Origin of the sequence: Virgibacillus sp. 7505 (assembly GCF_002272135.1) — a bacterium.
Taxonomy (GTDB): Bacteria; Bacillota; Bacilli; order Bacillales; family Amphibacillaceae; genus Terribacillus.
In genome coordinates, this window is record NZ_NPBF01000022.1 from 38018 (window position 1) to 54959 (window position 16942).

General features: G+C 45.9%; 19 protein-coding genes. All 19 read left to right on the forward strand.

All coding sequences use genetic code 11. From position 1 onward, the window contains the following. Positions 1-7 precede the first annotated feature (7 nt). The 19 genes from ftsY (at position 8) to trmFO (ending at position 16934) form a co-directional block, all read left to right on the forward strand. Positions 8-1018 (forward strand): signal recognition particle-docking protein FtsY, encoded by a 1011-nt coding sequence (gene ftsY / locus CHH91_RS08865; protein WP_095223093.1) that lies wholly within the window; start codon positions 8-10, stop codon positions 1016-1018. A gap of 74 nt (positions 1019-1092) precedes the next feature. Further along, positions 1093-1419 carry a putative DNA-binding protein gene (locus CHH91_RS08870; RefSeq protein WP_095223094.1) on the forward strand — a complete coding sequence of 109 codons (327 nt, stop codon included), beginning with the start codon at positions 1093-1095 and terminating at the stop codon, positions 1417-1419. A gap of 12 nt (positions 1420-1431) precedes the next feature. Continuing rightward, a complete protein-coding gene (gene ffh, locus CHH91_RS08875; RefSeq protein WP_095223095.1) occupies positions 1432-2775 on the forward strand; it encodes a signal recognition particle protein in 1344 nt (447 codons plus the stop codon). Positions 2776-2854: 79 nt separating this feature from the next. After that, positions 2855-3127: a 30S ribosomal protein S16 gene (gene rpsP / locus CHH91_RS08880; protein WP_095217635.1), complete on the forward strand. Its 273-nt coding sequence runs from the start codon at positions 2855-2857 to the stop codon at positions 3125-3127. A gap of 14 nt (positions 3128-3141) precedes the next feature. Next, positions 3142-3369 (forward strand): KH domain-containing protein, encoded by a 228-nt coding sequence (locus CHH91_RS08885; protein ID WP_095223096.1) that lies wholly within the window; start codon positions 3142-3144, stop codon positions 3367-3369. Between the two features lie 71 nt (positions 3370-3440). After that, a complete protein-coding gene (locus CHH91_RS08890; RefSeq protein ID WP_095223202.1) occupies positions 3441-3824 on the forward strand; it encodes a YlqD family protein in 384 nt (127 codons plus the stop codon). 15 nt (positions 3825-3839) lie between these two features. After that, positions 3840-4361 carry a ribosome maturation factor RimM gene (gene rimM, locus CHH91_RS08895; RefSeq protein ID WP_095223097.1) on the forward strand — a complete coding sequence of 174 codons (522 nt, stop codon included), beginning with the start codon at positions 3840-3842 and terminating at the stop codon, positions 4359-4361. Then, the gene (gene trmD, locus CHH91_RS08900; protein ID WP_095223098.1) at positions 4358-5086 is read left to right on the forward strand and encodes a tRNA (guanosine(37)-N1)-methyltransferase TrmD; all 729 of its coding nucleotides are present in this window, start codon (positions 4358-4360) and stop codon (positions 5084-5086) included. Before rimM ends, trmD begins: the two co-directional genes overlap by 4 nt. A gap of 130 nt (positions 5087-5216) precedes the next feature. Further along, complete coding sequence (gene rplS, locus CHH91_RS08905) at positions 5217-5561, forward strand: 50S ribosomal protein L19 (RefSeq protein ID WP_038560133.1); 345 nt, start codon at positions 5217-5219, stop codon at positions 5559-5561. 86 nt (positions 5562-5647) lie between these two features. Further along, a complete protein-coding gene (lepB, locus tag CHH91_RS08910; RefSeq protein ID WP_095223099.1) occupies positions 5648-6205 on the forward strand; it encodes a signal peptidase I in 558 nt (185 codons plus the stop codon). A 14-nt stretch (positions 6206-6219) separates the two neighbouring features. Then, the gene (gene ylqF, locus CHH91_RS08915; protein ID WP_095223100.1) at positions 6220-7071 is read left to right on the forward strand and encodes a ribosome biogenesis GTPase YlqF; all 852 of its coding nucleotides are present in this window, start codon (positions 6220-6222) and stop codon (positions 7069-7071) included. A gap of 82 nt (positions 7072-7153) precedes the next feature. Continuing rightward, on the forward strand, positions 7154-7930 hold the full coding sequence (locus CHH91_RS08920; protein WP_176465737.1) for a ribonuclease HII: 777 nt from the start codon (positions 7154-7156) through the stop codon (positions 7928-7930). A gap of 15 nt (positions 7931-7945) precedes the next feature. Beyond that, on the forward strand, positions 7946-9721 hold the full coding sequence (locus tag CHH91_RS08925) for a hypothetical protein (RefSeq protein WP_095223102.1): 1776 nt from the start codon (positions 7946-7948) through the stop codon (positions 9719-9721). Further along, complete coding sequence (locus CHH91_RS08930; RefSeq protein ID WP_095223103.1) at positions 9718-9993, forward strand: EscU/YscU/HrcU family type III secretion system export apparatus switch protein; 276 nt, start codon at positions 9718-9720, stop codon at positions 9991-9993. Before CHH91_RS08925 ends, CHH91_RS08930 begins: the two co-directional genes overlap by 4 nt. 200 nt (positions 9994-10193) lie before the next feature. Further along, complete coding sequence (gene sucC / locus CHH91_RS08935) at positions 10194-11354, forward strand: ADP-forming succinate--CoA ligase subunit beta (protein ID WP_095223104.1); 1161 nt, start codon at positions 10194-10196, stop codon at positions 11352-11354. Between the two features lie 18 nt (positions 11355-11372). Continuing rightward, positions 11373-12275: a succinate--CoA ligase subunit alpha gene (gene sucD / locus CHH91_RS08940; RefSeq protein WP_038560150.1), complete on the forward strand. Its 903-nt coding sequence runs from the start codon at positions 11373-11375 to the stop codon at positions 12273-12275. A gap of 60 nt (positions 12276-12335) precedes the next feature. Next, positions 12336-13232, forward strand: coding sequence for a DNA-processing protein DprA (gene dprA, locus CHH91_RS08945; RefSeq protein ID WP_095223105.1), 897 nt, complete (start codon positions 12336-12338; stop codon positions 13230-13232). 149 nt (positions 13233-13381) lie between these two features. After that, the gene (topA, locus tag CHH91_RS08950; RefSeq protein ID WP_095223106.1) at positions 13382-15460 is read left to right on the forward strand and encodes a type I DNA topoisomerase; all 2079 of its coding nucleotides are present in this window, start codon (positions 13382-13384) and stop codon (positions 15458-15460) included. A 169-nt stretch (positions 15461-15629) separates the two neighbouring features. Continuing rightward, entirely contained in the window at positions 15630-16934 is a 1305-nt protein-coding gene (trmFO, locus tag CHH91_RS08955) for an FADH(2)-oxidizing methylenetetrahydrofolate--tRNA-(uracil(54)-C(5))-methyltransferase TrmFO (protein WP_095223107.1), read from the forward strand. Positions 16935-16942 lie beyond the last annotated feature (8 nt).

Here is a 16942-nt window from a genome sequence, read left to right on the forward strand (position 1 = left end):
GAACAAAATGAGCTTTTTTCAGAAACTGAAAAATAAATTCTCTAATACAAACAATGAAGCTGAGCAGAAAACACCTGAAAAGTACAAAGAAGGTCTGAAAAAGACGCGTACTTCCTTCTCTGATCGAATGAATAATTTGATGGCGCGTTATCGAAAAGTGGATGAGGACTTTTTTGAGGAATTGGAAGAAGTACTGATTGCTTCCGATGTAGGTGTGAACACAGTGATGGATCTGGTGGATGAGCTCCGCATGGAAGCAAAACGTCAGAATATCAAAGATACTATCCAGCTGAAAGATGTCATCTCAGAGAAACTTGTTGAAATTTACCAAGGTGATGAAGAGGAACAGCCGCAGAAGCTGAAAATCAATGAAGATGGCCTTACCATCTACTTGTTCGTCGGCGTCAACGGAGTCGGTAAGACGACTAGTATCGGTAAACTGGCGTATAAGCTGAAGCGGGAAGGCAAGAAAGTCGTCATGGCTGCCGGGGATACTTTCCGGGCCGGAGCGATCGAACAGTTGCAAGTATGGGGAGAGCGGACTGGTGTTGAAGTAATCCGCCATAATGCTGGAAGTGATCCTGCGGCTGTCATCTATGATGGTATTAAAGCGGCGCAGGCACGAGGGGCAGATGTTCTTCTTTGTGATACTGCCGGTCGTCTTCAGAATAAAGTGAATCTGATGAATGAACTAAACAAAGTACATCGTGTCATCGAGCGTGAGGTTCCAGGAGCGCCGCATGAAGTGCTGCTCGTGTTGGATGCAACTACTGGTCAGAATGCTCTTGCACAGGCGAAGACATTCCAAGAGACAGCCAATGTGTCTGGTATTGTTTTATCCAAGCTGGATGGAACAGCTAAAGGTGGTATTGTCCTGGCAATCCGGAATGAAATGAACATCCCGGTCAAGTTCGTCGGTCTTGGCGAACAGATGGAGGACTTGCAGGAATTCGATCCGAATGCCTTTGTATATGGCTTATTCGCTGATTTGATGCAGGATGAGGAAGAAGCACAATAGCAGTTTCTTGACAGCTGCGCACTAGGTTGGCTACAATTTTGTAAAGGCATTTCACTTAACAAGGGGTGCGGCGCATGTTAGAGAAAACAACTCGAATGAACTATCTATTTGATTTTTATCAGGCACTGCTTACTCCGAAGCAGCGCAGTTATATGGAAATGTATTATCTGGAAGATCTGTCGCTCGGGGAAATTGCGGAAACATTTGAAGTTTCCCGTCAGGCAGTCTATGATAATATCCGGCGTACCGAAGCGATGATTGAAAGCTATGAGAAAAAGCTTCATCTATACGATCGCTTCAAGGAGAGGAGTGCGCTGCTGGATGAGCTGGAAGAATTGATGGACTCCGGCAGCCAGCCCGATGCAAAAGATCTGATCCAAAAGATAAAAGAATTAGATTAGGAGGTCGATTCCATGGCATTTGAAGGATTAGCCGACCGACTGCAGAGTACGATACAGAAAATACGCGGGCGCGGTAAAGTTACAGAACAAGACGTAAAAGAAATGACAAGGGAAGTACGACTTGCTCTTTTAGAAGCAGACGTTAACTTCAAAGTTGTTAAACAACTGATCAACAAAATTAAAGAGCGGGCCATCGGCCAGGAAGTGATGGAGAGCCTTACACCTGGTCAGCAGGTTATCAAGGTTGTTCAGGAAGAACTGACACAGCTAATGGGCGGCGAGCAGAGCAAAATCGCTGTCGCAGACAGACCGCCGACTGTCATTATGATGGTTGGTTTGCAAGGTGCGGGTAAGACGACAACAACCGGCAAGCTTGCAAACCTTCTGCGCAAAAAGCATAACCGTAATCCATTGCTTGTTGCAGCTGACGTATATCGTCCGGCTGCCATCGACCAGCTGGAGACACTTGGCAAGCAGCTTAGCCTGCCTGTATTCTCAATGGGGACAGAAGCAAACCCTGTGGATATTGCGAATGAAGCAATCAAGAAAGCGAAAGAAGAGCATCATGATTATGTCATCATCGATACAGCGGGTCGTCTGCATGTGGATGAAAAGCTGATGGATGAGCTTACACAGATCAAAGCAGATGTAAAACCTGCGGAAATCTTCCTTGTTGTCGATGCGATGACAGGTCAAGATGCTGTAAACGTTGCGGAAAGTTTTGATAGCCAGCTCGATATCTCCGGCGTAGTCTTAACGAAGCTTGACGGTGATACGCGAGGCGGTGCCGCATTGTCCATCCGCGCTGTTACCGGCAAGCCGATTAAGTTCGTCGGTATGGGGGAGCGTACGGACCAGCTGGAAGCCTTCCATCCCGAACGTATGGCATCCCGTATCCTCGGTATGGGTGACGTGCTTTCCCTGATCGAGAAAGCACAGGAAAATGTCGATGAGAAGCAAGCGCGGGACTTGGAAGAGAAAATGCGCAGCATGAGCTTCACCTTCGACGATTTCCTGGAGCAGATGAGCCAGGTGAAAAAAATGGGGCCGCTCGGTGATCTTCTCGATATGCTTCCTGGCGCAGGCAAGATGAAAGGCATGAAGAACGTCCAGCTTGATGAAAAGCAGCTTGTGTACGTCGAAGCGATCATCCAATCGATGACACGCAAGGAACGGCAGGAGCCGTCTTTAATCAATGCCAGCCGCAAGAAACGGATTGCAAAGGGCTCTGGCCGCAGTGTTTCCGAAGTCAATCGTCTGCTGAAACAATTCGAAGATATGAAGAAGATGATGAAGCAAATGACGAACATGCAAAAGGGTAAAAAAGGGCGCGGAATGAAATTTCCTTTTATGTAATGTAAAAACCCTTTACAGTGATTATTTAATCTGATACAATCATATCTTGTGAGAAACATTATTTTGGAGGTGCAACAACATGGCAGTTAAAATTCGTCTAAAACGTATGGGTTCTAAAAGAAACCCTTTCTATCGTGTCGTAGTTGCTGATTCTCGTTCTCCTCGTGACGGACGTATTATCGAGCAAATCGGAACATATAACCCAACAGTTAACCCAGCTGAGGTTAAATTGGATGAAGTGAAAGCTATGGACTGGATGGCTAAAGGCGCTAAGCCAAGCGACACAGTTCGTAACCTTTTCTCTAACGAAGGAATCTTGAAAAAGTTCCACGACTCAAAAAACCAGAAGTAAAGGGCTGATCGATTCTGAAAGCACTCATTGAAGCGATGGTTGCTCCGCTTGTTGATTTTCCTGAGCAGATCGTCGTGCATCAAAGGGAAGAACAGCATAAGGTCATCTATCAGCTTCAGGTGCATGAATCTGATATTGGCAAAGTGATCGGCAAGGACGGTCGCAATGCTCGTGCCTTTCGCACAGTGCTGCGGGCTGCATCCGCTGATTATGAAAAACGCATTTATCTGGACATAATGTAAAAGGGAGAGGGAAACCTTTCCCTTTTTTACAATGTAAAAAAATGCTTTTCCAGCAGAAAGCCAGGTGTCCGATGAAGATTATCCGAAGCTTGCGCGTCGATGAAGTAATCACTGAATCCAGCAAAGCAGCCATCAGAGAACGTCTTCAAAAGACAGCGCGTCAACTTGACCAAGAGTGTCAACAGCTGTTGTTCGAGAAACGGAAACTCGAAAAGAAACAAGGTGTGTCCAAACAGGATGTGCACAAGCGTTTCCAGGCAGAAATCCGGAAGCGAGAGGAAAAAGCGGCTACGATCGCATTCCAGCTTACACAGCTGGACGTGCTGCCCATTGGCAGTGAGATCATGATCCAAGAGGTTGAAGCTCTTGTTGAAGTTGAAGTAGGCATGAAGTGGGACGAGCTTACAACGAAAAAAATCGTCATCCAAGATGGCATTGTCATCCGGATTGAATAATGAAGGTGAAAAACGATGGATATTAAAATGTTTAATGTAGGAAAAGTCGTCAATACACACGGGATAGCTGGAGAGGTCCGGGTCGTAAGGATCACGGATTTCGATGAACGCTTTGAGCCTGGAGAGGAACTGTATTGGTTCCAGGATGAAAACAGCAAGCCCCAAAAGCTGATTGTAAACACACACCGTAAGCATAAAACTTTCGATTTGCTTACTTTCCAAGGGTATACATCGATCAATCAAGTGGAAGAATTGAAGGGCGGTATCCTGAAAGTCCGTGAAGATCAGCTAAGTGATTTGGAAGAGGATGAGTTCTATTATCACGAGATTATCGGCTGTACAGTTGAGACAGCTGATGGAGAAATCCTCGGAAAAGTGAAAGAGATCCTGTCACCTGGTGCTAATGATGTCTGGGTTGTACAGCGGCCAAAGCAGAAGGATCTACTTATACCTTATATCGAACAAGTCGTCAAACAGATCGATGTTGATAGTAAGCGCATCGTCATTGAACCGATGGAGGGATTGCTGGATCTATGAAAATCGATATCCTGACACTTTTTCCGGAAATGTTCGAAGGCGTGCTGCAGCATTCCATTCTGAAAAGAGCCCAAGACCTTGGAGCCTTTCAGCCAAATCTGGTGAACTTCCGGGAATTCACAACAAACAAGCATAAAAAAGTAGACGATTATCCATATGGAGGCGGAGCAGGCATGGTTTTGGCGCCGCAGCCGATCTTCGATGCGATTGAGCATGTGACAGAGGGATCAGCTAAGCCCCGGGTCATTCTCATGTGTCCGCAAGGTGAACCGTATAATCAGAAAAAAGCAGAGGAATTGGCGAAAGAGGAGCATTTGATTTTCATTTGCGGTCATTATGAAGGATATGATGAACGCATCCGAGAGAATCTTGTAACAGATGAGATCTCTATCGGAGATTATGTGCTGACTGGGGGAGAAATCGGCGCGATGGCGGTTATGGACAGCGTAGTCCGTCTTCTGCCTGACGTATTGGGCAATGCTGCTTCTGCACCTGAGGATTCCTTCTCGACCGGACTGCTGGAACATCCCCACTATACACGTCCTGCCGACTTCCGAGGTATGCAGGTGCCGGAGGTGCTTACCTCTGGTGATCATGGCAGAATAGAAGCATGGCGTCGGGAACAGTCACTTTATCGAACAGCTACAAGACGGCCTGATCTGCTTTCGGATGCGGAGCTTTCTGACAAAGAACGAGATCAAGTGAAAAAGTGGCAAAAAGATTGAATAATGCTTTGAATTCATAAGCCAAGTATGGTATATTAAATGCTGTGCTTACAACGGTAAGTGCCATATTACGATGTTCCGCTGTCGTATAATTGCGAGAATGAGCATTGGTGAGAAGGAGTTGAATAGAATGCAGGAATTAATTCATGACATTACAAAAGAACAGCTTCGCGCTGATCATCCTGAATTCCGTCCCGGAGATACGGTTAAAGTTCACGTTAAAGTAGTAGAGGGAACACGTGAGCGTATCCAGTTATTCGAAGGTGTCGTTATCAAACGTCAAAACGGTGGAATTTCTGAGACTTTCACAGTACGTAAGATTTCTTCTGGCGTTGGTGTAGAGCGTACTTTCCCAGTACACAGCCCACGTTTGGAAAAAATCGAAGTTAGCCGTCGTGGTAAAGTACGTCGTGCGAAACTTTATTACCTACGTAAACTTCGCGGAAAAGCTGCTCGTATCAAAGAAATCCGCTAAGTACCAGAAAAGAGAGCTTGCTTCGTCAAGCTCTTTTTTTTGCTATATAGACCAAATAGATCTAATAGACAATTGGAGGCTTATAGATGGCCAAACAGAAAAATGAATGGCTAGATTGGCTGAAGGCTCTGATCATCGCTGTCATCATTGCGGTGGTCGTTCGGATGTTCCTGTTTGCTCCGATTGTAGTTGACGGACCTTCCATGCAGCCAACCTTGCATGATAATGACTTCATGATCGTGAATAAGATAAGCTATCGTTTCGGTGAACCAGATCGGAAGGATATTATAGTCTTCCACGCTACCGAATCGAAGGATTACATTAAACGGGTGATTGGCGTGCCGGGAGATCATGTCGAGATGATCGATGATACATTGTATATAAATGGTGAAATCGTGGATGAGCCTTATCTGGACAGTGAGAAAGCGGCGCTTGAGGATGGCGGTAATTTGACGAATGATTTCACTCTTGAAGATCTGCCAGGCAATTACGAGGAGATTCCAGAGGGCTATGTGCTCGTACTCGGGGATAATCGCAGAAACTCAACCGATAGCAGATATATCGGCTTAATACCGGAAGATCAGATTGTCGGTAAAGTACAGCTGACGTTCTGGCCGCTGGATCGCATCGGTCTGACAAAATAGGAGGAACATTTCTCGTGACGATTCAATGGTTTCCCGGCCATATGGCCAAAGCTAGAAGAGAAGTAGAAGAAAAACTGAAGCTCGTAGACTTTGTCATCGAGCTGGTGGATGCAAGGGCTCCGGAAGCATCACAAAATCCGATGCTTCGCAAAGTGCTCGGCGACAAACCTAAAATGGTAGTACTTATGAAGAAGGACTTGGCTGATAGATCAGTAACAGATGCTTGGATCCGATATTATGAGGAACAAGGTACTCCGGCTCTTTCTGTCAATGCTGATGAAAAGAACGACATTCAGCGCGTTGTCCAGCGTGCGCATGATATGCACGCTGCAAAACGGGAGAAATGGAAGCGCAGAGGTGTGCAGAATCCCCCGCCTGGTCGTGCGATGATCATCGGTATACCGAATGTTGGGAAATCGACACTCATCAATCGTCTTGCAAGCAAAAAGATCGCCAAGACAGGCGACCGTCCAGGTGTTACCACACAACAGCAGTGGATTAAAGTGAAAAAGGATTTCGAGCTGTTGGATACACCAGGTATCCTTTGGCCGAAATTTGAGGACCCACAGGTTGGGTTGGTGCTAGCTGCTATAGGTACGATCAAGGATCAAATATTGCCGATGGAAGAAGTAGCAACATTTATCCTCAATTACTTGAAGGATCACTATCCAAAGCAGCTTGCAGAAAGATATGCCATTGAGGATATTTCCATGGACACAGTCGAAATGTTTACCCATATCGGCAAATTCAGAGGTGCGCTTGAAGCCGGCGGTGCAATCAATTATGAAAAAACGTATGAGATCATCATTCGGGACCTTCGCAGTAAGCGGATTACGAATGTGACATTTGAGAAGCCAACAGTGTAAGGAACGGACATACATATTTCTTTTATGTATGTCTTTATTTTTTTTCTACATAACCGATAATCAGAGAAAAGGGAGATTGTGCATGAAAGATGTCTTGACGATCCAGCAGATACGGACTCATTTACAGGAAGGGACATTTTCAGAAGAGATGTTTTCATCCTGGCAGGAGGATCATCGTACAGGTGTCCAGAAACTTCTGGATGCACATAGAAGGAAACAAGTAAAGGAACAGGAGCTTCGCGAGCAATATGATCGCATGTGCAGCTTTGAAAATGCCTATTATGCAAAAGGAAAACAGTATATCGCAGGCATAGATGAAGCAGGCAGAGGGCCCCTTGCAGGTCCGGTAGTTGCCGCAGCAGTAATCTTGCCAAGAGATGCTTACATAGCAGGTTTGAACGATTCCAAGCAGCTGAGCGAGGCAAAAAGGGAATTTTTATATGAGCAGATCATCGACAATTGTATTGCCTATGGAGTAGGTATCGTAACCAGCAAAAGAATTGATGAAATCAATATCTATCAAGCTGCAAAACAAGCGATGCTGGAGGCTGTAGATGCGTTGGAATATCAGCCTGAACACGTGCTGGTAGATGCTATGCCGCTCCCTGAATTGGCTTGTACTTATGAATCATTGATCAAGGGAGATCAGCGCAGTGTCTCTATTGCAGCAGCAAGTATCATTGCGAAAGTGACACGTGATCGAATGATGAAAGAAGCTGATACAACCTATCCAGGTTATGGTTTCAAAGATAACATGGGTTATGGGACAAAGCAGCATCTGGAAGCATTACGCAAGCAAGGGATCACTCCATTACATCGATTAAGCTTTGCCCCTGTTAAGGATCTTTCCCGCGTCTAGGAAGGAAGTGACATTATGCATCATCTAAGTATCCAAAGCTCTCAAACTATCAAACAAGCTCAGCAGTCCCAACAGGAAAGAAATTTCCGGCCTGGAGAGGTTGTAACAGGGAGGATTACGAAGTTTTTTCCTGATAATAAGGCATTGCTCCAAATCGGGGCCCAGCAAGTTATAGCACAATTACAGACATCACTGACTGCAGGCAGCACCTACTGGTTTGAAGTGAAAGAAGGGGGCGAACGTCCTCTCATGCAGGTTCTGCCCCAAACAGCAGGGAAGCAAGCGGATGTGTCACAATTGATTGAGCTTGCAGGCATGAAACCGAATAAAATAAACACTAGCTTGGTAGAAGGCTTATTAAAGCAGCAAACAGCTTTTACGATGCCACAGCTGAAACAAGCACTGGCTCTATTGCAGCAGAAAGAATTACAGCCCATAGAAGTTAGGAAAGAATCACTACAGCTAATGCTTCAGCGTCAGCTGCCTTTGACTGAAAATGTCCTGCAGGCCATCTCAGCGCGTCAGTCACAAGATATGACGGCTTCCCTACGTGAGCTCAGCCGTACAATAGCTCCTGGGAGTGAAAAAACAACAGCACTTCAACAGATACTCGGGAAATTGGCACCCGCTGGACCAGCAGTACATGAACAACAGCTTGTACAGCAGATCGTCCAAGAAGCAAAAGCAGGAAAACAGAGTATGTATCAAGCTATCCGCCCATTTTTTTCGGCTGCTGTGCCTACCTTTGCTGCTTGGCAAGGAGATTGGCAGGCATATGACGCGCAAATGGATGAAAGCAGGAGTGCTCCGCAGCAGTTAATACCGGACACGGGAAGCTCATCAAACAGATCAGCACGTTCACTGCCATTTTCACAAGTACTTGATAGTTTCATGTCCGAGATGCAGCTTGTCAGCAAGCAGTCTCCGGCTGCCCAAGAAAAGCTCCAGACTGCGCTGTCGACTGCACGACAGCTGCTTAGTATGTTCCCTGACCGGTCCTTGCCTGATGAGATGATCACCAGTCTGCGCACTGCTCTGGAACCGTTCCAGTCAGCTCCAAGGGTTCAGGAAATTTACAGCCAGCTGACAAAAGGGAACATGGAAAACCAGCAGTTGCTAGCGAGGAGCACAGAACTAGTTCAGTTGCTCCAAGTGACTCAAATGAATGAGGAAAGCAAAGATGGAGATTTCTTCAAAAATCTGTTGCAGGATATTTTCCGACAGACTGGTTTTTCATATGAACAAACATTAAACGAAGCGGACGCTGCAGATCTTCCTTTGAAAGGTTTGCTCCTGCAGCAGGCAGCCCAGGGCAATGAAAGAGCTGAGCTTTCCTCTCAGCTTCTTCAGCAAATAACCGGAAGCCAGCTGCTTCAGGTTCAGGATGATAAGCAAATGGCTTACATTCAGCTGCAGCTTCCCGGGGCTCCGTTAGGGTTCGATAAAGATATCCTGATGGAGCTGGAGGGCAGAAAAGAAGCTGATGGACAGTTATCTTCTGAACACTGCCGTATTTTGTTTTATTTGCATCTACCTTTTCTTGATGACATGGTAGTGGATATGTACGTACAGAAAAAAGCTGTCAGTCTGCATATTTATACAGCAGCAGAAAAAACAGAACAAGTCATGCGCCCGCTTCAGAATAAGCTGAAAACTGCTCTTGATATGAGTGGCTATCATCTTTCTTCTGTAAAATATACGGTCAGCACTGATGCGAAAGAAGCAAGTCGTATCGATAAAAGCTTGAATGCTGTACATACCGAACAGAAAGGTGTCGACTTTCGAATATGACAGGGAAAAGGAATGTCCGCCAAGCGGCGGCCTTGAAATATGACGCTGCCAAAAAGCAAGCTCCGGTACTTACAGCAAGCGGTAAAGGTCTGACAGCGGAGGCTATTATAAAACGTGCAGAAGAAAATGGTGTACCAGTACAGCAAGATCCTGCTTTAGTAGGTCTTTTGACGGAGCTGAAGGTAAACGAGATGATTCCGGCAGATCTTTATGAAGCGGTGGCCGAGGTCTTTGCATTCATCTACCAAGCAGACAAGCAGGCAGGAAAATAAGCGTTCGTTTAGCTGAACGCTTTTTCCATAAATTCTCTTATGAAAGCATTTTCATAAATTTTCAGTGAAAAGGCAACCCCTTCTTTATTCGCTCTTATAAGTTTTATGTAGATTCTGTCTTTTCCATAGTTTTTGGTAGACTTTTGCAGAAGAAATCGTTTACAATGGTCTTGCACGGAATCTGACGGGGAGGGTACAGAATGAATATTCATGAGTATCAAGGCAAAGAGGTTTTACGTGAATTTGGTGTGTCTGTTCCTGCTGGTAGAGTGGCATTCAGTGTCGAGGAAGCTGTGGAAGCGGCTGAAAGCCTGGGCACAAATGTATGCGTTGTCAAAGCGCAGATCCACGCTGGCGGACGCGGAAAAGCAGGCGGAGTGAAGGTAGCGAAAAGCTTGGATGAAGTTCGTACATACGCGGAGGAAATCTTAGGCAAGACGCTTGTAACGCATCAGACAGGCCCGGAAGGAAAAGAAGTGAAAAGACTTCTGATCGAAGAGGGCTGTGATATCCAGAAAGAATACTATATCGGTCTTGTTCTTGATCGCAGCACATCCCGAATCGTAATGATGGCGTCTGAAGAGGGCGGTACAGAGATTGAGGAAGTAGCAGCAGAGACACCGGAGAAAATCTTCCGGGAAGCGATCGACCCTGTTGTCGGTTTGACTGGCTATCAAGCTAGAAGATTGGCATTTGCTATTAATATTCCGCCGGAATCACTGAACAAAGCTGTCGGGTTCATGATGAGCTTATATCAGGCTTTCGTAGAGAAGGATTGCTCAATTGCTGAGATTAATCCGCTCGTTACGACTGGCGACGGTCAAGTATTGGCACTCGATGCCAAACTGAACTTTGACGAAAATGCACTATACAGACATAAAGATATTGTCGCGCTCCGCGACTTGGATGAAGAGGATGAAAAAGAAATCGAAGCATCCAAGCATGATTTGAGTTATATCTCCCTTGATGGGAATATCGGCTGCATGGTAAACGGTGCCGGCCTAGCTATGGCAACGATGGATATTATCAAGCATTACGGCGGAGATCCCGCCAACTTCCTCGATGTTGGGGGCGGTGCTACGACTGAAAAAGTGACCGAGGCCTTCAAGATCATTCTTGCTGATCAAAATGTTAAAGGTATCTTAGTCAATATCTTCGGCGGCATTATGAAGTGTGACGTTATTGCAGAAGGTGTAATCAGTGCATCCCGTCAAGTAGGATTGGATATTCCGCTTGTCGTACGTTTGGAAGGAACGAACGTAGAGCAGGGTAAGAAGCTGCTCGAGGAGTCCGGATTGAATATTACATCAGCAGCGTCCATGGCAGATGCAGCAGAAAAAATCGTCGCACTTGTAAACTAACGGGGGAGGTATATATTCATGAGTGTTTTTATAAATAAGGAAACAAGAGTGCTCGTACAAGGTATTACGGGGTCCACTGCGCTTTTCCATACAAAGCAGATGATTGAATACGGCACCCGGATTGTTGCCGGTGTCACGCCGAAAAAAGGCGGAACCGAAGTAGAAGGTGTGCCTGTATATAATACAGTAAAAGAGGCTGTTCACGAAACAGGTGCTACTGCTTCTGTAATTTATGTCCCTGCAGCTTTTGCAGCTGATGCGATTTTGGAAGCTGTGGACGCGGAGCTTGATCTGGTAATCTGTATTACGGAGCATATTCCAGTTATGGACATGGTTCGAGTAAAGCGTGCGATGGAAGGCAAAAAGACAAGATTGATCGGTCCGAACTGCCCAGGTGTCATCACACCGGAAGAGTGCAAAATCGGTATCATGCCTGGTTATATCCATAAAAAAGGACATATCGGTGTTGTGTCACGCTCTGGAACATTGACGTATGAAGCAGTGCATCAGCTCACACAGGCTGGCATTGGTCAATCTACCGCGGTAGGTATCGGTGGAGACCCAGTGAACGGAACTGATTTCATCGATGTTTTAAAAGCATTCAATGAAGACAGGGAGACGAAAGCGGTCATCATGATTGGGGAAATCGGCGGTACAGCAGAAGAAGAAGCAGCCGAATGGATCCGTCAAAATATGAATAAACCTGTCGTCGGCTTCATCGGCGGTGCAACAGCACCTCCAGGCAAACGTATGGGTCATGCTGGTGCCATCATTTCCGGTGGAAAAGGCACAGCAGACGAAAAAATCAAGGTCTTGGAAGCTTGCGGTGTAAAAGTTGCGGATACACCGGCAGTTATGGGAGAGACTTTGATTGAAGTGCTGAAAGAAAAGGGACTGTACGAAATCTGTCAAACGCATTAAGATGAAAGTGGACCGATCAATCGGTCCGCTTTCTTATCTTTTTCAGACAGGAGTGGAAAATTGGAGAAACGTAAAAGATTATTGTTGCTGCACCGAGTGCTGCGGGGACGACGTAAGATCATGCAGCGAATCCTCACACTTGACCCTCAATTGGACATCCTTCTACATTCATCCTTCCAAGAACTGATGAGTCATTATCAGCTCCCCGAATCTTTTGCAATTACCTTGTTCAATGAACTGCAGGACGAAATGCATCGTGCCACCTTGGAACAGGACATGCAGACCTTTTGCACTCTGACTTGCCTTGATGAAGCTTATCCCGTTGCTCTAAGGCATATACCAGACCCACCGCTTGTACTTTATGCTGCTGGCAACATCGGGCTGCTTAGAAGCCAGCCTGCAATCAGCGTGGTTGGTACTCGTCAGCCAACCAAATCTGCTGCTGACAAAATGACTTATTTTGTGGATCCGTTAGCTGCTGCAGGGTGGACAATTGTCAGCGGTATGGCAAAAGGCATCGACAGTATGGCACACCACGCAGCAATTCGCAGCAATGGCAATACTATAGCTGTATTGGGAGGTGGGTTGCGTCAGTTATATCCCCGCTCGAACAGGGAATTATTTAACAATTTAGCCGACACACAGCTGGTTCTAAGTGAATATTTTCCTGATCAGCATCCGCAGAAGTATCATTTCCCGGAGCGGAATCGAATCATCAGCGCACTTGGTTTCTGCACCCTTGTGGTCGAAGCCAAAAAACATAGCGGTACAATGCATACCGTTATGCATGCACTGGAACAGGGGAGAGACGTATTCGCTATACCCGGAGATCCTCTGGAGGACCGAACAGCAGGCTGTCATCAGATGATTTCAGAGGGAGCCGGGATCATTTTTGAACCGGGTCAGCTGCTAGAGGAATGGGAACGTAATAAGTCAAAATGGATACACTTTATATAGTAGAAACTCGTTTTATTATGTATGCTCTGTTACAAAAAATAGCAAGTTATGTTTGACAAAGGGAATATAAGTATTTAATAATAGGGAAGATTTATCGGACAATATATAAAAAATAAACAGAAAAAGAAAACCTCTTGGGAGGAAACAATATGGCAGATTATCTTGTAATCGTGGAATCTCCAGCTAAAGCGAAAACAATTGAACGTTATTTAGGTAAAAAATATAAAGTAAAAGCAAGCATGGGGCATATTCGGGACTTGCCGAAAAGTCAGATGGGTATCAATGTAGAGGAAGACTTTGAACCCCGCTACATCACCATCCGCGGAAAAGGGCCTGTGCTTAAAGAACTGAAAAGTGCAGCGAAGAAAGTTAAGAAAGTATATCTCGCAGCCGACCCCGATCGCGAAGGAGAAGCTATTGCTTGGCACTTGGCACATAGCTTGAACATCGATGAGACTTCTGATTGCCGTGTGGTCTTTAATGAAATCACAAAGGATGCGATCAAGGAATCATTCAAACATCCGCGCAGCATCGATATGGATTTAGTCGATGCCCAACAGGCACGACGTATCCTGGATCGACTGGTCGGTTATAATATCAGCCCGCTGTTATGGAAGAAAGTGAAGAAAGGCTTAAGTGCGGGCCGCGTCCAATCTGTAGCCGTTAAGATGATCATGGATCGTGAAAATGAAATCAAAGAATTCATTCCAGAAGAGTACTGGTCGATCGATGCCGCTTTCCAATCCGGCAAAGACAGCTTTGAAGGAGCATTTTACGGAGTTGATGGAGAGAAGGTTGGCCTCGCGTCCGAAGAAGAAGTCAATGAGATTCTTGGTAAATTGAACGGGAAAGATTTCCAAGTCGATAAAGTGAACAAAAGGGAACGCAAACGAAACCCGGCAGCTCCGTTCACGACTTCTTCCCTGCAGCAGGAAGCAGCACGCAAACTCAATTTCCGGGCCCGTAAGACAATGATGGTGGCGCAGCAGCTTTATGAAGGTATAGATTTGGGTAAAAAAGAGGGCGGTATCACAGGTTTGATCACGTATATGCGTACTGACTCCACGCGTATTTCCAACACTGCCAAAGAAGAATCAGCTAATTACATCAAAGAGACATATGGCGAGGAGTTCCTTGGCTCAGGCGCCAAAACGAAACAAACCGAAGGTGCACAGGACGCCCATGAAGGTATTCGTCCAACATCAGCATTCCGTCACCCTGACAGCGTGAAGGCGATTCTGTCACGTGATCAATTCAGACTTTACAAGCTTATATGGGAGCGTTTCATCGCAAGCCAGATGTCACAGGCTGTCCTGGATACGATGACCGTCCATCTTGTAAATGAAGGGGTAGAGTTCCGAGCTACAGGATCCAAGGTTAAATTCAAGGGGTTCATGAAGGTGTATGTAGAAGGCAATGATGATAACAAGAGCGAAAAAGACAGGCTGCTTCCGAATCTGGAAGAAGGCATGACAGTGAAGGCGGAAGAGATCACACCGAACCAGCACTTCACACAGCCGCCTCCGCGCTATACAGAAGCTCGGCTGGTCCGTACGATGGAAGAGCAGGGAATCGGCCGCCCATCTACATTTGCACCGACACTGGATACTATTCAGCGCCGCGGCTATGTCACGCTGGACAATAAACGTTTTGTGCCGACTGAACTAGGAGAAATTGTTATCGATATCCTGGAGGAATTCTTCCCGGAAATCATTGATTTGGAGTTCACGGTGAAGATGGAGGAAGACCTTGATCATATCGAGGATGGCAAAACGCAGTGGGTCACGATCATTGATGAGTTTTACAAAGGCTTCGATGTGAGGCTGGAAAAAGCAGAGCAGGAAATGGAGAAAATCGAAATACGGGATGAACCGGCCGGCATCGACTGTGAGGAATGCGGACATGGGATGGTATACAAGATGGGACGCTACGGCAAGTTCCTCGCTTGTTCCAATTTCCCGGATTGCCGCAATACGAAGCCGATTTTGAAAAAAATCGGGGTTACATGTCCGAAATGTAAGGAAGGCGAAGTTGTCGAACGTAAGTCGAAAAAGAATCGCGTATTCTACGGCTGTGATCGCTATCCGGACTGTGATTTCCTCAGCTGGGATAAACCTATTTCCAGACCATGTCCAAAATGTGCTTCCATGCTTGTCGAAAAGAAAGCGAAAAAAGGAACGCAGATTACATGCTCCAGCTGTGACTATAAAGAAGAAGTTCAGCAGTAGTACAAGAAGACTCCGGCTTAAGGAAAGCCGGAGTCTTTTGTTTGAATTGTTAAGACTTTGTGAAAACAAGAGCAGGAACCGGAAATAATTTGACACAGTTTTATACGAGGTCTATAATAACGGATTGGAAAGGGATTTTGCTTGACACACTTGAGGGGGAAATACCGAGATGACAAATGGATTCGTAACCGTTATCGGCGCAGGACTTGCTGGCAGTGAAGCGGCTTGGCAGCTGGCAAAGCGCGGCGTCAAAGTTCGTCTATATGAAATGCGGCCTATTAAGCAGACAGCGGCCCACCATACTGATAAGTTTGCTGAACTTGTATGCAGCAACTCTTTGCGGGCAAACAGCCTTACGAATGCAGTCGGAGTTCTAAAGGAAGAAATGCGGCAGTTGGACTCCATTATCATTAAAGCTGCAGATCACTGCCAGATTCCAGCTGGCGGGGCATTGGCGGTGGATCGTCATGAGTTCAGTGCATTTGTAACGGAACACGTAAAGAACCATCCGAATGTTACGGTTTATAATGAAGAGATTGCTTCAATTCCTGAAGGTCCGGTCATTATCGCTACTGGTCCGCTAACATCTGCAGATCTTTCCAATGCTTTAAAGGATCTTACAGGGGAAGAATATTTCTACTTCTATGATGCAGCTGCTCCAATCATTGAAAAGGACAGCATCAATATGGACAAAGTGTACCTCAAATCACGCTATGATAAAGGTGAGGCTGCATATTTGAACTGTCCGATGACGAAAGAAGAATTCAATCGTTTCTATCAAGCTCTTATTTCAGCTGAAACGGTACCTTTGAAAGAGTTCGAGAAGGAGATTTATTTCGAAGGCTGCATGCCGATTGAAGTAATGGCAGAACGCGGAGAAAAGACAATGCTCTTCGGTCCATTGAAACCGGTAGGATTGGAAGATCCGAAAACTCGGAAAAAGCCATATGCAGTCGTTCAGCTTCGTCAGGATGACGCTGCAGGAACACTTTATAACCTCGTCGGTTTCCAGACTCACCTTAAATGGGGTCCGCAGAAGGAAGTGATCCGTTTAATTCCTGGTTTGGAGGAAGCAGAAATTGTCCGCTATGGTGTGATGCATCGCAACACCTTCCTAAATTCTCCGGACTTGCTGCGTCCGACGTATCAATATAAAGATCGTGATGATCTGTTATTTGCCGGTCAGATGACAGGTGTGGAAGGGTATGTCGAGTCTGCTGCATCAGGTTTGCTTGCAGGCATCAATGCAGCTAAAATAGCCGCAGGAGAAGCACCTGTCGTTCTGCCGCAGGAAACTGTCATCGGAAGTCTTGCGCACTATATCACGCATACGAACAGTAAGAATTTTCAGCCGATGAACGCTAACTTCGGTCTGATCAAAGAATTGGACAAGACGATCAAAAATAAGCATGATCGCAATCAGGCTTATGCTGACCGAGCGCTGGCTTCAATTCAGAATTTTTCTACAATTTGACTTTTAAC

Bases quoted from the DNA above. Each gene is read 5' to 3' on its own strand.
- CHH91_RS08930 (WP_095223103.1), top strand. From the start codon at position 9,718: ATGACAGGGAAAAGGAATGTCCGCCAAGCGGCGGCCTTGAAATATGAC.
- CHH91_RS08920 (WP_176465737.1), top strand. From the start codon at position 7,154: ATGAAAGATGTCTTGACGATCCAGCAGATACGGACTCATTTACAGGAA.
- sucC (WP_095223104.1), top strand. From the start codon at position 10,194: ATGAATATTCATGAGTATCAAGGCAAAGAGGTTTTACGTGAATTTGGT.
- topA (WP_095223106.1), top strand. From the start codon at position 13,382: ATGGCAGATTATCTTGTAATCGTGGAATCTCCAGCTAAAGCGAAAACA.
- trmD (WP_095223098.1), top strand. From the start codon at position 4,358: ATGAAAATCGATATCCTGACACTTTTTCCGGAAATGTTCGAAGGCGTG.
- lepB (WP_095223099.1), top strand. From the start codon at position 5,648: ATGGCCAAACAGAAAAATGAATGGCTAGATTGGCTGAAGGCTCTGATC.
- rimM (WP_095223097.1), top strand. From the start codon at position 3,840: ATGGATATTAAAATGTTTAATGTAGGAAAAGTCGTCAATACACACGGG.
- sucD (WP_038560150.1), top strand. From the start codon at position 11,373: ATGAGTGTTTTTATAAATAAGGAAACAAGAGTGCTCGTACAAGGTATT.
- rpsP (WP_095217635.1), top strand. From the start codon at position 2,855: ATGGCAGTTAAAATTCGTCTAAAACGTATGGGTTCTAAAAGAAACCCT.
- ftsY (WP_095223093.1), top strand. From the start codon at position 8: ATGAGCTTTTTTCAGAAACTGAAAAATAAATTCTCTAATACAAACAAT.
- CHH91_RS08870 (WP_095223094.1), top strand. From the start codon at position 1,093: ATGTTAGAGAAAACAACTCGAATGAACTATCTATTTGATTTTTATCAG.
- CHH91_RS08890 (WP_095223202.1), top strand. From the start codon at position 3,441: ATGAAGATTATCCGAAGCTTGCGCGTCGATGAAGTAATCACTGAATCC.
- trmFO (WP_095223107.1), top strand. From the start codon at position 15,630: ATGACAAATGGATTCGTAACCGTTATCGGCGCAGGACTTGCTGGCAGT.
- CHH91_RS08925 (WP_095223102.1), top strand. From the start codon at position 7,946: ATGCATCATCTAAGTATCCAAAGCTCTCAAACTATCAAACAAGCTCAG.
- ffh (WP_095223095.1), top strand. From the start codon at position 1,432: ATGGCATTTGAAGGATTAGCCGACCGACTGCAGAGTACGATACAGAAA.
- rplS (WP_038560133.1), top strand. From the start codon at position 5,217: ATGCAGGAATTAATTCATGACATTACAAAAGAACAGCTTCGCGCTGAT.